Raw genomic sequence first — 14,362 nt, forward strand, 5'->3', positions numbered from 1 at the left:
ATTGAAATCACTTATTATGTGTCTGATTTGAGAATAATAAAATGAGTTTTATAAAAGGAAGAGGGAGGGGAGGTAAATAGTTGCAATACTATGTAATAAAAAAGAAGCTTACTAGAAGCTTCTTTTTTTATTACTATTTTTCACATGCGACTCCATCATCATCACGATCAAGTTTAGAACTATAACCTGGTTGGTCTCTATATAAAGGAGCTTTCCCAGCACTTCTAACTGCGGCACAATTTGCGTAAGTTACATTACTATTGTTACTTACAGCAGGTTGTGTTTGAGCTTGCTGTGCTTTTTTCTGTTCCTCTTGTTGTTTACGAGCTTGCTCATCAGCCTGGCGTTTTTGTTCCTCTTGTTGTTTACGAGCTTGCTCATCAGCCTGACGTTTTTGCTCTTCTTGTTGTTTACGAGCTTGTTCATCAGCTAGACGTTTTTGCTCTTCTTGTTGTTTGCGAGTTTGCTCTTCGGCTTGGCGTTTTTGCTCTTCTTGTTGTTTGCGAGCTTGTTCATCGGCTAGACGTTTTTCATCCTCTTGCTTACGAGCTTGTTCATCGGCTAGACGCTTCTCATCTTCTTGCTTTTGAGTTTTCTCGTCCGCTTCTTTCTTTTTATCATCTTTTTTCTCTGCATTATTAGAAGCGACTTGTTTATTTGTTGCTGTCGTCTTTTCAGAAGAAGGAGCTGAAATACTTGATAATGCAACAAAAATGACAAATAAAATAGCAGTGATAATAAATTGTTTTTTTGCTACACCTGTCTTTTTAATTACGGATAAGATTGCTAGAACAAGGAAAAAAATAAATAAAATTAAACTTAAAGTAGCAAAAAAATCGATGACTGGGTGTTCAGATTTTGTAGTGCCCATTCCTGTTAAGAGAATTGAAATCATAAAAAGAATAACAGTAGGACGACCATATTGTTTTGCTTTTCCATTTTTCTTAAAGAATGAAATGATACATAGTATTAAAAGAATAAAAGCAATAAAAAATAAAGCTGCACCAATATTACTCAAAGTTGCCATTTTTATACCTCCATTTGTAAGATTTTCACTATTGATTATATAGGAACTTATTGGATATTACACGATTTATATAAATTTAGAAAATTAGTATTTTTAATAGATTTATAAACATTTATTTCATATATAAGGAAAAATGGATATATTCCCTGTTACATTTTTGAGGAAAATTCATAAAGTGTAATATAACGATTGAAAGGAGGGGGTTTAAATGGAATTTCAATTATTGGTAACTTGTATATTACAAGAAGGTAATGCTTTCTTTTTAGTAACGAAAGTAGACGATGTTATTACGTTAAAAGTACCGATTACTGCGGGAGTAGCAGGTTTATTCTTAGCTTTAGGTGTACCAAGATGTTCTTAATTTAAGTTTCTAGAGTAGAAGGGAAGGGATATACCTTTCTCTTCTACTCTTACATAATATGATTATGTAAACTGAAATATTGTTTTGTAATAGCACGTTTAAAATGGACATGCATATACTATAATGTTTCATTGGATGTTAGTGATGAAAAGTAGTTTTCACACGTGCATGTAGTGATGTTCATTAAGTTATGAAATTAAAGAGGTGCTATTATATATGAAAAGAAGAACATTGGATATTCCAGTTACATTGCGAAGAGAGTGGTTTTTAATAGAATTAGCCCATTTAACGAAAAAATATGGAATTGAAATTGCAACTAGCAAAATGGAAGCTGCACCGTTTTTAAGAGATCAAGTTACGGAATCAAAAATAGGATCAGGCCTCCAATATGATAAATATGATGATGAGTATATCATTGAAAATTAAAGGATACCAGCAAAAAAATTCTTTATAACAAAATATAAAATAAAGCAGATTCTAAATATGGAATCTGCTTTATTATGAAATACTTCTAGTCAACTATCCTCTTTCTAGTGTTTTTCCTACATATTTTTCTTGTGTTATTCCAAAAGATTCACGAAGAATGCGAGCATAATCTTTTGATTCTATTGGTCGTTTATTTTTTGTGCCTTTAAAGGTTTCTGTATAATTTTTATTTGTTAATGATACGTGACCATAATCAGTTAATTTACAAGTAATAGCCCCTTTATTAAAAGGCGATTCTTTATGCTCTACAATCACTTTTTGAATGTTATTCACTTTTTTCTCATTTATTGGATGTAAAGTGAAAGCATAGCCTATTTTCCATTCGTGTGAAGGTTCAGATTGCAAGAAATTTGTAGATTCCCCGTTAGCTCCTTTTCTCATTTCTAAAATGTGTGTACCTTTTCGGGTAGTTTGTTTGCGAATTCGATATTCTCCCGTTTGAGAAGAAATCACTTCTCCGTTAAAAGGGACGGGATATAGAGGTAGATGAGATGCAAAACCTGCGTCTATAACATAATCTTTATAATTATGATTTAATATGATAATGACATGACCATCATCGGGTTTCCATTTATTATCGTAAAGATCATAAACAGTACCAGCTACTTTATATACTTGAAACCCACAATCCATTAAAAAGTAATACAATAAGGAGTTTAATTCATAACAAAGACCGCCTCGTTTTTGAATTAGTAACTTTTCTACTAAGTTATTTTTTGAGATGTTTTTAATAGTACCAGCCATAATATCGAGATTTTCATAGGGGAGAATCAAGCCCATTTTCAAGAGAATTTCATCTAAATCATTAAATGTTATTTCTTTTGCAGGAATTTTTAGTCGTTTAAAAAACTCCTTTTGTAAATTGGTCATCATAAAGCATTCTCCTTTCTTTTTACAGAATTTTCTTCTGCTCACCGATAGGTTAGTACTTATAAAAGTTTAATTCAAGTCTGCGAAAATTATCATAATATATGTTTCTCGAAATATTATTTTCTATTCGGAAATTTCAGTTTAAAATTTAATGGTAGGAAAGTCTTACAGTATAAGCCTCTATTCGTTTGTTTTGTATAAAATTAAATAAAAGTACATATCTTCATTAATCTTTTTTATAACTAGGTGGTAATAAAGTGTTTTTTTCCTAAAGTTTTTTCAAGATTTGTATACTTTATATAGACAATAATGATTTAGAGATATTTGGATTTAGTACGGTTAACAATTATTGAGAAACTTTTTTATAGTGTTCTCTCAAAAGGAAGAGATAGAAACAAAGAGAATAACGTGAGTTAAGAAAGAAGGTGTACTAGTAATCTCTTGCAAATAGGGACAAGATTTTGTTTAAGTAAAAAGATTATCTAGTATTAAGAGAGAAGATAAAAAAATATTACAAAGAGCACCTTCTTTCAAAAAAAGTGGGGGGAGTAACATGCGATTGATGAGAAGATGTGTTGCCTTACTGATTGTATTTTTAATTATGGCTCCAATGATTAGCACGAATGTACGGGCAGAAGTTGTAAAAGAGCTTGGAAAGGGATTTCCTGATACAGAAGTATTTACACCTGGAGAATGGTTTTTTGGTCAAAAACCTGCTAATTATGATGAGAATAAGCCTCCAATTCTTTTTGTACAAGGAAGGAATGGGAATGCTGATAGTTGGTATAGAAAAACAGTGTATCACGATATAAATGATATGTATGACTATGCTTTGAAAGCGGGCTATCAAACAGTATTTATACAATTATATGATGCTGCTGGGAAAGGGTCAGCTAGTCAGTGGGACAACGGAAAATTGTTAGCACAAAAGTTAGAAGAAATATATAATCATTTCGGTAAAAAAGTTAATATTGTAGCACATAGTAAAGGCGGTATCGATACACAGGCTGCATTAGTAGGATATGGTGCAAATCGATTTGTAGGAAATGTTATTACGCTTGCGACGCCACATCATGGCTCAAATTTAGCGGACTTATCATATAGTTGGTGGGCAGGATGGCTTGCTTCTATTTTAGGTCAAAAAGATGATGGTACGTACTCATTACAAATGGGCGAAATGGCAAAATTTCGTTCAACGATTGATAATAATCCAGCAGCTAAATTAAACCGTTACTATACGGCTACTGGGACTAGCTGGGGACCAGTATTTTCTGCGCTATCTATGGGCGGGTTCTATTTGTCATCATACGGTTCAAATGATGGACTAGTAAATGAGTGGAGTGCTAAGTTACCGTATGGAACGCATTTATTTACAGATTCCAGATTTGATCATGATAATATACGAAAAGGATCTGCTGTTTTCTCTCGAATTGAACCATATTTACGTACATCAAATGTAGCTGTACCAGCTTTAGTAGCATCCAGCACTAGTTCAAATGAAAATATAGAACAACTAAATATAACTTCAAATCAAAACATTTTAGGAGGAGAATTGCCACAAAATCAATGGATAGAGCAAACTGTTACGGTTGATAAAAAAGCTGAAGGAATAGTTTCTATCTTAACAGCGTCTTCTGATGTAGAAGTACAAATGATGTCTCCAAAAGGAAAAATGTATACAAATAAGGATAGCGTTATTACTACTGGTGAAGGTGAATCTTTCTTTGGTGGTGCGACAATTAGAACATTTAAATTTGATAAAATGGATGTAGGAGAATGGAAAGTTAAAATGATGGCGAAGCAGTCGAAAGATGCATTTTTAATTGTAAGCGATTACAATAGTGGTGCACCATTTGTTCTCCAAATGCCTACAAAAGTTAAAGTGAATAAATCTGAGTATAAACTGAAAAAATCACCTGTGGCACCTGAAATGAAAGGGGATCTTTCTATAACAGTAAGAGTAGTTAATAAAGAAGGGAAACTAGTCTCTGAATACAATGAATTACAAAAGGGTAATAACAATACGTTTACTGGTGCTTTGAAGGACATAAAGCAACCAGGAGTATATAACGTTACGATGGATATAAAAGGGACGAATAAAGAAGGACAACCGTATAATCGTACAATTGTTAAGTCGGTTTATGTGGAGAAGTAAGAAAGAATGAGAAGTTTTTAATATAAAAAGTACCGAACTTTTGTAGTAGAAGAATTCGGTACTTTTTTCATGTTTATTAGATTAACAGAAACGTACAATGGAATTTATGTTTGATTATAGGAATCAAAAGAGCATTATTCAATAAAAAAAGATGCTGAAATAGCATCTGAATGTGAAGAGGATTATTAACTTAGTTTTATAACTGTTAATTCAACTGAATTAATACCATTATCACAAGTTGCAATACTTTGACGATTAAAACCACTATTATTTTTCAGTTGAAGAGTGGAATTAGCTGTCACTGTAACAATCGTTTCGCCAGCTAGTTGAAGACATTCGTTATTTGATGAAGTATTCATTTGGAAAGCGAAATCACCTTGACTATTAGCAAGTGGATTATTATTTAAAAATATAGTCATGACTGGAATATGTGGAAATACAGGATTTGAAGTAGTGTTAATCGTTGAAATGAAAGAAACTCTATAATCACCAGCTTGACTAAATTGTATAGTAGTAGGATTTAGTAAGGAAACTCCTCCTGCTATAGGGCCAACGTGATTAAATGGAAAAAGATCTCCGAAAGGAACAGTTATAAACTCAGTTTGCCAAAAAGTGCCGTATGCTGGACAGCTTTTTTTATGTGAATGGTCACATGAACATTTTTTATAGGAACTAGAAGAGGAGTTGCATGAACATTTTTTATAGGAACTAGAAGAGGAGTTGCATGAACATTTTTTATAGGAACTGGAAGAAGAGTTACATGAACATTTTTTATTTGAATTTGAAGAATGATAGTATGAACCCAATATATTACCTCCTATTATGAATGAAGTGTATACTCATAGTATTTTATGCTTGTCTTATATAAAAGGTGATAGATTTGGAGTATAAAGTGCTAATACGATGAAATATAGTAATAGAATAGTAGCTGTAACGATTTTGAAGAAGAAAAGGTTGATGTTTTGGTGGAAATATCAGTGGAATATCTTGAAAGATTGAAGTAAAGCGGGCACTCATATTTTACATGTGAAAGTAAAACCATTATCCTCAGTTGCAATGATGTGATCGTTTAAGTGAATGTCTATTTTGAGGTGTTTGCATATTAGAGTTTATGGTTATTATCTTTTATTTACGTAGTGGGGCAGGAAGAAGACGAAAAGTATCGAATGAATGTACATATGTAGCATTGTTTGCTTTTGGTGTGAATAGTAATAAAAGATACGTTGAAATATTTTAAACCGTAACAAAAGAGCGATTAAATAATAGAGGGAGCAACTTACATGGAAAATATATTAAAGGTATCTTCAAAATCAAAACCAAATTCAGTAGCAGGTGCAATAGCTGGTGTACTAAGAACAAGTGGCAATGTGGAAATTCAAGCGATTGGGGCAGGTTCTATAAATCAAGCGATAAAAGCAATTGCAATCGCAAGAGGATTTGTTGCTCCAAGTGGTATTGATTTGGCCTTTGTTCCAGCATTTCAAGAGGTTACTATTAATGATCAAGAAAGAACGGCGATTAAATTAATTGTAGGTCCTAGAAGGAAAAGGTAACTGCAGTAATTCAGTATTGAAATGAAATTTAACATAACAAACAAAAAGTGTCAAAAATGCTTGTATAACAGGCATTTTTGACACTTTTTTGTTTTGTGAAAATAAACATCCCTAAAACTGCTCATTCTTCTCCCAAGATTCAACGATATAGTATGAAAAACCTTATTATATCAAGGTTTATAAGTGTTGGTTTCCCTTGATGCTCACATTTTGCTCACATTAAATCTTTTCATTTTTTATCAGGTGTTTTCATTAGATTTTATTATGCTCTCGAAGTTTTCTGCTGCTTGTTGCTGCATATTCTGTGTGATGTGACTATACTTGTCTAAAGTCATTTGAATAGATGAATGCCCTAAGCGATCTTGTACGATTTTAGGATGTTCCCCAGCCTGAAGCATGAGTGTAGCGTGAGTATGTCGTAAGTCGTGTATACGAATCCGAGGAACACCAGCTTTTTTATAGTGATCATTCAAAAAGCGATGAGGAGCATCTATATGTAAGGGCGAATGTATTGTATTGCCGGTGAAAATAAATGCCTCTGCACTCAAGTGTATACCCCAGCGGAAAAATTCTTTCTTTTTATAGGAGTAGTAGGATTGTAACTTCTCTATAACAAAAGAAGAGATACTAATGCTTCTATTTGAAGACTTAGTTTTTGTAGTAGCTTTAAATAGTCCTTTTTCTGTTTTTACAAGTGATTTATTAACCAGGATACGTTTATTATCAAAGTCAATATCTTTCCACGTTAGTGCAAGTAATTCTCCGCGTCTCATACCTGTATAGATTGCGAGTAAGAAGAACATATGGTACTTAATATTTTTTTCTTTTAGATACTGGAGGAATCGATTACATTCTTCGCTAGACCATGTTTTCATCTCGCCTTGCTCTTCACGTGGTTTTTTAACCTTATTCATTATATTATCATGTATGATTTCCCATTCTACTGCATGTTTGAATATGCATCTGAAGCAGCGATGGATATTGCTGATTGTACCATTTGACAGGCCTTTTTCTTTAAGTTCAGCATAGTAGCTTTGAATCATTACGGACTTAATACTTTTAATTTTTTTATAACTAAATGGGGGAAGGATATAGAGCTTAACTAAGCTCATGTCTTTTTCATAAGATGTAATTTTTAATTCAGCTTTACGAAGAGGCTTTAACTTTTCCCATACATCTAAAACAGTTAATTGTTTGTCATCAAAATATATTCCTTTCTCTATCTCTGTAATCATCGTTGCAGCAGCATTTTGGGCTTCTTTTTTTGTTCTAAATCCACTTTTACTTTTTTGCTGGCGTTTTCCTGTTGCTGGATCTATACCGATATCTATTGTAAAAGACCACGTATTTCCACGTTTACGAAAACTTCCTTTCATATTCAATACCTCCTGAATCGTTATTTTTGAAAATTACAGTATTGTGATATTTGATTCTGTAATTTACTTGCTAATAATTGATTTTCATAATGTAAAAGTCTTTTTTTAGCAAATTGTGTTGTTACATTGAATTTTTCTGAGATTATATATGCGTTTAACTGTAGGGGAGGAAGCTTTCGTAACATAAAAGTAGGTACACAAAATTGTTGCGCGAAGTTTTTAGCCTTTGCTTCTTGATAATCCAGAAACATTTGGTGCATTAATAATTGATTACCAGAATGAAATAGGATGTGACAGGTCTCATGACCAAAATCCTCCCATTGTTCTTTCTGAGAGATACGATTATCAATAACTAAGTTAGTTATTTGATTTCTTTCCATTGCATGACTTCCAAACGGAGCAAAGTACAGCCAAATGTTTAGCTTTTTCGCAATCTCCATCATATCAATTTGCTCGGGAACAATAATAGATAAGGATTGGTACAAGTGCTGGATATAGTCTTCAAGTTGTGTTGTGTAGTAGGGTTGCGATTGAAACATATTTTCACTCCATTCATAAAATAAGAACTCACGTTCTTATTTTATAGTATAAATGAAAAAAATAGAAGAGTATTGGGGCTCCAAAAACAGTATTTCCTATAATTTTAAAGTATATTGTAGATTTATTAATGGGATTAAAAGCCTATATTAGTGTTATAGATAATGGGAAATTGGAACGATTTATGAATTCTAAAGGATGGAAAGCTTTTAACTTAATTAAAGAAGGAGCCACACTGGCACAAATAGAAAAGGGTTTTCTTCACATTTATATCTTATTTGATAAGGAAAGCTCTAATAAGAACGTTGGTGTTTCTCTTGAAATGTTCACTTCAATAATGATGGAGTTAGTAGAGGTAGAAGAGTACCTAAATGGCTTTAAATTAATGATCAAAAAATATAGTAATAAAAATAATTGTCTTCTGTTTTTATGAGAACGAATATGAGATTTAGAGATAATTTAGATGAATCTATTGAGTAGACATAAAGAAGTAGCATCAAATGTACCTTCGAAAATTAGGAGACTGGTATCAATATTGACATTTTGGAGATTTATCTGAAAAGAAAAGTGTATAAATATATAAACAATAATGGGGTGTAACTAAAAAAGCTGTCCTAAGAACAGCTTTTTTGCTTATCCTTTATTAAATTTACTTTTGAGCTCTATATTTATTATATCCCTAGTTAATTTAGATAGTATAACATTATTCATTTGATCCTCACTAGGCATGAGAAGTTGACTTAAATCATCGTCACCTTGAAATAATTTACTATATGAATTTTTCAGTTGGGTATTATATACATCGTTATAGATTCTAGATTTAACAATTAGATCTTTAACATAAGATTTATGGTATTGATAAATTTCCTCAATATGGAACAATTCAGCGTGTTTTTTATATGGATTAACCATTTCTTTTGGAATATTATTGAAATCCAATGTTATTTTGAAATCATCGGATTCGCCAGTAATAGCACTAAAATAATCAATTTCAGCTCTTTTATCTTTTTTTCCTGTAGTAAATTCACGTTTAAATGGAACTTTTCCTTCAAATTCATCTAAATATGGATTTATAAAATTTTTCAAGTCAACTTTAGTTGATCCTTTAAGGTCTGAATTACACACCTTGCAGCAAGGAATTAAGTTATAAATTGATATTGCTAAGAAAGGGTATTCGGATTTACAAAAAAAATGATCTAATACAGGTCTTGTCCGGCCAGTATCGTTTAAATATGTAAAAATATATTGACTATTACAATATGGACAAACTGATATGTTTACATTTCGAACAAAGGCATATGCCCACCACAAAGTAGAGTCTTTAACATTTCTATCTGTAAAACGATCATATTCTTTTACAAAAATTTTTTCTAAGGCTGTATTAATTGCCCGTTTTCTTTTAGCTTGCAATTTTGAGCACTCTTCTTTAAGAGTAGTAGTAGTTATTTTTGCAGTGATTTTTTTTCTGATTTTGTCTAGCTGTAGTGGTTTACCAATTACAAGGGTCTCGAAATTTTTTAAAAGAAATACAAATATTTCTTTTAAATCCGCATCATTACAATGTTCAATTGCATTATTTAGTATTGAATACAATGGAATTCTACTTTTACTTGCTCCAGATTCGGTCCCCTTACAATACGCTAAATGTTTTTGAAGAATAGAAGCATTTAATTCAATTTTTATCATCTTTTAACATCCTTAATTCATCAATTTGCTGTTGTAATTTTTCTATTTTTTCATTAATACTTAAAACATCTAACTTTATTTTATCTCCAAAAAGGTCTAAAAGTTTTCTTTTTACAATAGGTTCGCCAATAATATCAATTTGGTTTCTAATACGAGAACTGTTTTTTCTTATTTGTTCCGGGGAAGAATCTAATATTTCATCCACTAAATTGTTAATTTTATTCTGAGCGAATTTACCAACTAGTCCATCGTGCATAAAGAAAGAATTAGTTAGTAAATCATGAATATTAGCAGCAAAAGTTAATTGATTACCCTCTAAGTTTTTTACAGTACATACATTATTACCATTATCTTTTTTTAAGAAAATGACATTGTTACTAGGTAAATCAGATAAGATAAAGGGTGAATGCGTTGTTAATATTATTTGAATGTTCTTATCCTTATACATATAAGAAATAATGTCCATAAAAGTATAAAGCCAATCTTTTTGCCATTGGGGATGAAAGTATAAATCTCCTTCATCAATAAGAATTAAAGAATTACTTTTTAATTGCTCTTCTATAGAGTTGAATCTACTAAATAAGCTTAAAAATGCATATTCACCGCTACTCAATTGAGACCAATGCATTTCTATTTTAGGAAGTGAGAAGTTACAAGTCTTATATAAATCGAATAGTTGAGGGATATTAGGATCGTTTGTTTTTATATAAAATTCATTGTTATCGCGTTTGATTATTTCCCAGGAGGACAAGATAGCTATGAATTCCTGAATTGCTTCATAATTATTGTCTAAATCCTTAAGAAAACTATGAATGATTTGAGAATCTAGTTTTTTCTTTTTTAAAGCACTTTGTATGGATTTTTTAAATGAAAGATAAAATTCTTTAAAAATACCAACATTTGTATCTAGAGTTTTTAGTCCTGTTAATACATCCTTTCTTATATCCATAATTATATTCTTTTGCAATTTATAAGGGGCTTTTCCAAGCTGAGTAAATATATTTTCATAGAAAGGAGTGTAGGTATTTTCGTATACAATAGATAAAAAATCATTAGGATTCTTATAAAGACTTGTTCCATCACTGAACGTTAAAAGAGTTTTATTAAAAACGCTACTATAAAAATAGTGATGGTTCATGTGGAGTTGTATTTCTTTAGGGATATTTATTTTTTCATTCATTTTTAAATCATGTTCAAATTTTTTTGTAAACATAATTTGATTATAAATTTCTGTTTTTAGATAAAATTCATCCTGAGCTAAATTATTTGTCGATATATCAAAAGTACGTATGGATTTTTTCTTGTTATTTAAATCAGCCTTCATATCGTATACATTTGAGAAAAAAATAGCTTGAAGTGAAGATTCTGTAATATTGAGATAGTTAAAACATGTATCTTTAAATATAATAGTTGATTGTTTATGTATAATATTTTTTTCGTATATTAGTTCATCCTGTATATAAAAATCGAAATAATAATTATTTTGTTTTTTATATATGATAAAAAAATCAAAATCAATAGCATTTCTTTCTTCAATTAAGTTCATTATTGATTCTAATATTGTTGATTTACCTGTCCCATTTTCACCAACAATGCCAGTTACAGAATTAACTTTACAGCTTGTATTTAAAAAGTTTTTAGTATAAAAAAAATCTTTTATAAAGGAAAAATTTTTTTCTATTGTTAAATTTTTATCCTTTATGTCAAATAAAAATTCTCCTCCAAAATTTAAGGAAAGATTCTCTAAATATTTTTTTTGATTCATCCATAAGTATAGTATTTGCATAGCGATCTCCATTCTTTCATATTTTAATAATTTTATTATAGATATGTTATTGGAATATCTTTGTTGGATAACTGGTTAATTATGAATTCTAGTATGAATCGGTAAAGGTATATATAGTGATAAAATGAATGGGTAATAAAACAAATACACGCATATAAGCGTGTTATTGTTAATGAAAAATATTAATTTTTATTATATTTCTCATTCTGCATTATGAATGTCCAAAAACGTTTTAATTCCTCACGTTTTTCTGGAGAAGCATCTTTAATATCTTTAAACCATATATTTAGGTCAGAATCTTCAAATATAATTTCTTCTGCACGTTCTTCATAGCTAATTTTTCTTCCAAGGAGGAAATCAGTTGTTACTTCAAAATAGTTAGCAATATTATTCAGAGTGTCATAATCAGGTTGTCGCTCATTTCTTTCATACATGCCAATAGTACTTTCACTAAGTTTTAATGTTAGAGCCAACTCTTTTTGAGTTATTTTTTTTTCTTTTCTTAGTTCACGAAGTATGGTACCAAATGTTTTCATATTATCACCTGCCCATATAATAACACACTGTGTGTTATCTAATTAAGTTTTTAACAAGAAATCACACGAAAAGTGTTGACAACACGTATTGTGCGGTTTATATTGGGAGTAAATCGCACAATGCGTGTTATTGAGGAGGGAAGGTATGGAAAAGAGAAAGGTAGCAGAAAATCTAGTTAGCTTACGAAATGGAAAATCTAGAGAAAAAATTGCAGAGGAAATAGGGATTAGCGTAAGTACATTACAGATGTATGAAAATGCAAAAAGAATTCCAAAAGACAGCATCAAAGTAAAATTGGCTAATTTTTATGGTGTAACAGTTCAATCTATTTTTTTTGATTACTAACAACACGAAATGTGTGGTTTTATAGAATTTACTAAGGAGGATAATTATGATTAACTTCGACATCGAATCTTTTCGCGAAATCATCCGTGAAGAAGTAAAAAAAGCAACGGAACATCTTCAGCCAATGAAAGAATTACCACCATTTTTAACTATTACAGAATTAATGGAACTATTACATATTAAACGTACCAAAGCATCTGAATTATTAAACCGTTCTGATTTTCCAGTATGTCGTGAAGCCGGGGTTCTTATTCCTACACACCTTCTTTTTAAGTGGATGGAGAATCACACTGAATGGGTAGAAAACAATACTGAGTATTACAATCCATTTAAAGAATCCGTCTAATAACAAATTACCATAGTAAGTTGTCACAAATAAATAATGCTTTAGGTACGAATGGGGGAAGTAAATGATGTCCATAGGAAAAGAAGTTGCTATGGCACGCAAACGAAAGGGAATCACCCAAGAACAACTCTCCTTAGAAATCCCAGTGAGTCGTGAGTCACTAGCAAAATATGAAACTGAACAACGACGGTTACCAGAAGATTTACGAAAATGTATTACTGAAGGAATTGATGATCCACAGTTGTTTTTTAAAATGTGGAGTGAAGCAACAGGGCATGCAAGTATCCCGTTCTTCAATGGAGAGGATATAGACCTTCATCCTACAAGTATGAGATACATGGTTTATCAAGAGACAAATGAAGCTTTGGAACAACTCGATACAGTATGTTGGTTTAAGCCGTCACAAACTTGGTCCGAAAGTGAGAAAGAAGATTTGAAAAAGGTAATGCATGAAATCTTGGATGCTACAGGTTCAATGATGAGCCTCGTAGCGGTCCTATGTGATCAATATGGTTTTTCAATGAAAGAAATCTTTAAGTACTGGAAAGTATCATTACGAGCTAGGAAGTATATAAAAGCTTAATTTAATTATTTTATTGGGGAGGTTTAAGTTATGACGATTGATTATGCAAGTCCAACTTTAAATCAATATAAAGCTCTAATTCGTAAGGAAGCAAATTTATATGGTGATATTCGAATTGCATCAGTTTGTGGAGACTATAGGAAAGCAAAAAACTTAAAGCAAGAGAAGAAGTTGATGGAGATAAGAATTCGAATTATAGAAGCAGCGTTCGTTTTGAAAAACAAAAATAAAAAAGAAAAGACTACCGCATAGCCCGCGATAGCCAAGAAAATTAACATATGAATTATAGCATACTTCAATTTAATGCGACAAGCAATTGTGCTTGTCGTTATGATCAGAAAGATTAGTTAACTCTAACCCCTTAATATACTTTCTGGTCATAACGATGCGTACAGTATCAAATTATTAAAAATGGGGAGCAAATTATGAAAGTAGAATGTAATCGTCTGTTCGACTTAGTTCTACCAGGTGATTTTGCTTTTGCAAATGAATTACATAACTGCATGGTGACATGTATTCATAACATGTTCAATGCTGGTTCATTAGATGAAGCAGATCATTGGGAGAAGGAATTAAATAGATGCGCAAAAGAATTCAAGAGCCTTCGTAATGAAAAAGAGGATCACGATGTATCAAAGAGTTATTGTGTGGTTGTTAAAAGCCTTCAAGGGCAGGGGATCAATGCATCAGTAGTTAGTCGAAGAAAATAAAAAA

At 31.3% G+C, this 14,362-nt stretch carries 18 protein-coding genes; 10 read left to right on the forward strand and 8 right to left on the reverse strand.

What is annotated here, in order from left to right:
- Window positions 1–133: 133 nt before the first annotated feature.
- The gene (locus ACSG5Z_RS03060) at window positions 134–1,027 is read right to left on the reverse strand and encodes an excalibur calcium-binding domain-containing protein (protein ID WP_435710643.1); all 894 of its coding nucleotides are present in this window, start codon (window positions 1,025–1,027) and stop codon (window positions 134–136) included.
- 208 nt (window positions 1,028–1,235) lie between these two features.
- Here ACSG5Z_RS03060 and exsG point away from each other — a divergent pair, with 208 nt between their 5' ends.
- Together exsG and ACSG5Z_RS03070 are read left to right on the forward strand one after the other, a co-directional pair.
- A complete protein-coding gene (gene exsG / locus ACSG5Z_RS03065; protein WP_000395678.1) occupies window positions 1,236–1,388 on the forward strand; it encodes an exosporium protein ExsG in 153 nt (50 codons plus the stop codon).
- A 216-nt stretch (window positions 1,389–1,604) separates the two neighbouring features.
- A complete protein-coding gene (locus ACSG5Z_RS03070; RefSeq protein WP_000830261.1) occupies window positions 1,605–1,814 on the forward strand; it encodes a hypothetical protein in 210 nt (69 codons plus the stop codon).
- Between the two features lie 93 nt (window positions 1,815–1,907).
- On the opposite strand, the gene ACSG5Z_RS03075 is transcribed toward ACSG5Z_RS03070, so the two are convergent.
- Complete coding sequence (locus tag ACSG5Z_RS03075) at window positions 1,908–2,747, reverse strand: arylamine N-acetyltransferase family protein (protein WP_435710644.1); 840 nt, start codon at window positions 2,745–2,747, stop codon at window positions 1,908–1,910.
- Between the two features lie 550 nt (window positions 2,748–3,297).
- On the opposite strand from ACSG5Z_RS03075, the gene ACSG5Z_RS03080 reads away from it, so the two are divergent.
- Entirely contained in the window at window positions 3,298–4,899 is a 1,602-nt protein-coding gene (locus ACSG5Z_RS03080) for a lipase family alpha/beta hydrolase (protein WP_435710645.1), read from the forward strand.
- A 185-nt stretch (window positions 4,900–5,084) separates the two neighbouring features.
- Here ACSG5Z_RS03080 and ACSG5Z_RS03085 read toward each other — a convergent pair whose 3' ends face one another.
- Window positions 5,085–5,705 (reverse strand): preprotein translocase, encoded by a 621-nt coding sequence (locus ACSG5Z_RS03085; protein WP_435710646.1) that lies wholly within the window; start codon window positions 5,703–5,705, stop codon window positions 5,085–5,087.
- A 474-nt stretch (window positions 5,706–6,179) separates the two neighbouring features.
- Between ACSG5Z_RS03085 and spoVS the strand changes: the two genes are divergently transcribed.
- Entirely contained in the window at window positions 6,180–6,452 is a 273-nt protein-coding gene (spoVS, locus tag ACSG5Z_RS03090; protein WP_000427790.1) for a stage V sporulation protein SpoVS, read from the forward strand.
- A gap of 239 nt (window positions 6,453–6,691) precedes the next feature.
- Here spoVS and ACSG5Z_RS03095 read toward each other — a convergent pair whose 3' ends face one another.
- Together ACSG5Z_RS03095 and ACSG5Z_RS03100 are read right to left on the reverse strand one after the other, a co-directional pair.
- Complete coding sequence (locus ACSG5Z_RS03095; RefSeq protein ID WP_435710647.1) at window positions 6,692–7,828, reverse strand: site-specific integrase; 1,137 nt, start codon at window positions 7,826–7,828, stop codon at window positions 6,692–6,694.
- Window positions 7,829–7,848: 20 nt separating this feature from the next.
- Window positions 7,849–8,367, reverse strand: a complete 519-nt coding sequence (locus tag ACSG5Z_RS03100) for an ImmA/IrrE family metallo-endopeptidase (protein WP_435710648.1) — start codon at window positions 8,365–8,367, stop codon at window positions 7,849–7,851.
- Window positions 8,368–8,495: 128 nt separating this feature from the next.
- Between ACSG5Z_RS03100 and ACSG5Z_RS03105 the strand changes: the two genes are divergently transcribed.
- Complete coding sequence (locus ACSG5Z_RS03105) at window positions 8,496–8,798, forward strand: hypothetical protein (protein WP_098054091.1); 303 nt, start codon at window positions 8,496–8,498, stop codon at window positions 8,796–8,798.
- A gap of 200 nt (window positions 8,799–8,998) precedes the next feature.
- Here the strand turns inward: ACSG5Z_RS03105 and ACSG5Z_RS03110 are convergent, their stop codons facing one another.
- The 3 genes from ACSG5Z_RS03110 to ACSG5Z_RS03120 form a co-directional block, all read right to left on the reverse strand.
- Window positions 8,999–10,051: a hypothetical protein gene (locus tag ACSG5Z_RS03110; RefSeq protein ID WP_088063178.1), complete on the reverse strand. Its 1,053-nt coding sequence runs from the start codon at window positions 10,049–10,051 to the stop codon at window positions 8,999–9,001.
- On the reverse strand, window positions 10,038–11,837 hold the full coding sequence (locus ACSG5Z_RS03115; protein ID WP_435710649.1) for an AAA family ATPase: 1,800 nt from the start codon (window positions 11,835–11,837) through the stop codon (window positions 10,038–10,040). The genes ACSG5Z_RS03110 and ACSG5Z_RS03115 overlap by 14 nt, the downstream gene beginning before the upstream one ends.
- 182 nt (window positions 11,838–12,019) lie before the next feature.
- Window positions 12,020–12,373, reverse strand: a complete 354-nt coding sequence (locus tag ACSG5Z_RS03120; RefSeq protein WP_088063180.1) for a helix-turn-helix domain-containing protein — start codon at window positions 12,371–12,373, stop codon at window positions 12,020–12,022.
- Between the two features lie 145 nt (window positions 12,374–12,518).
- On the opposite strand from ACSG5Z_RS03120, the gene ACSG5Z_RS03125 reads away from it, so the two are divergent.
- The 5 genes from ACSG5Z_RS03125 to ACSG5Z_RS03145 all read left to right on the forward strand — a co-directional run bounded on the left by ACSG5Z_RS03125 (window position 12,519) and on the right by ACSG5Z_RS03145 (window position 14,358).
- Window positions 12,519–12,719: a helix-turn-helix transcriptional regulator gene (locus ACSG5Z_RS03125; protein ID WP_088063181.1), complete on the forward strand. Its 201-nt coding sequence runs from the start codon at window positions 12,519–12,521 to the stop codon at window positions 12,717–12,719.
- A gap of 46 nt (window positions 12,720–12,765) precedes the next feature.
- Window positions 12,766–13,065, forward strand: coding sequence for a helix-turn-helix domain-containing protein (locus ACSG5Z_RS03130; RefSeq protein ID WP_088063182.1), 300 nt, complete (start codon window positions 12,766–12,768; stop codon window positions 13,063–13,065).
- A gap of 67 nt (window positions 13,066–13,132) precedes the next feature.
- Window positions 13,133–13,648, forward strand: a complete 516-nt coding sequence (locus tag ACSG5Z_RS03135) for a helix-turn-helix domain-containing protein (RefSeq protein WP_435710650.1) — start codon at window positions 13,133–13,135, stop codon at window positions 13,646–13,648.
- A gap of 30 nt (window positions 13,649–13,678) precedes the next feature.
- Window positions 13,679–13,900 (forward strand): hypothetical protein, encoded by a 222-nt coding sequence (locus tag ACSG5Z_RS03140; protein ID WP_002141496.1) that lies wholly within the window; start codon window positions 13,679–13,681, stop codon window positions 13,898–13,900.
- Window positions 13,901–14,073: 173 nt separating this feature from the next.
- Window positions 14,074–14,358 carry a hypothetical protein gene (locus ACSG5Z_RS03145; RefSeq protein ID WP_435710651.1) on the forward strand — a complete coding sequence of 95 codons (285 nt, stop codon included), beginning with the start codon at window positions 14,074–14,076 and terminating at the stop codon, window positions 14,356–14,358.
- The last annotated feature ends 4 nt before the right edge of the window (window positions 14,359–14,362 follow it).

This window comes from Bacillus pretiosus, assembly GCF_051294775.1.
Classification (GTDB): domain Bacteria; phylum Bacillota; class Bacilli; order Bacillales; family Bacillaceae_G; genus Bacillus_A; species Bacillus_A wiedmannii.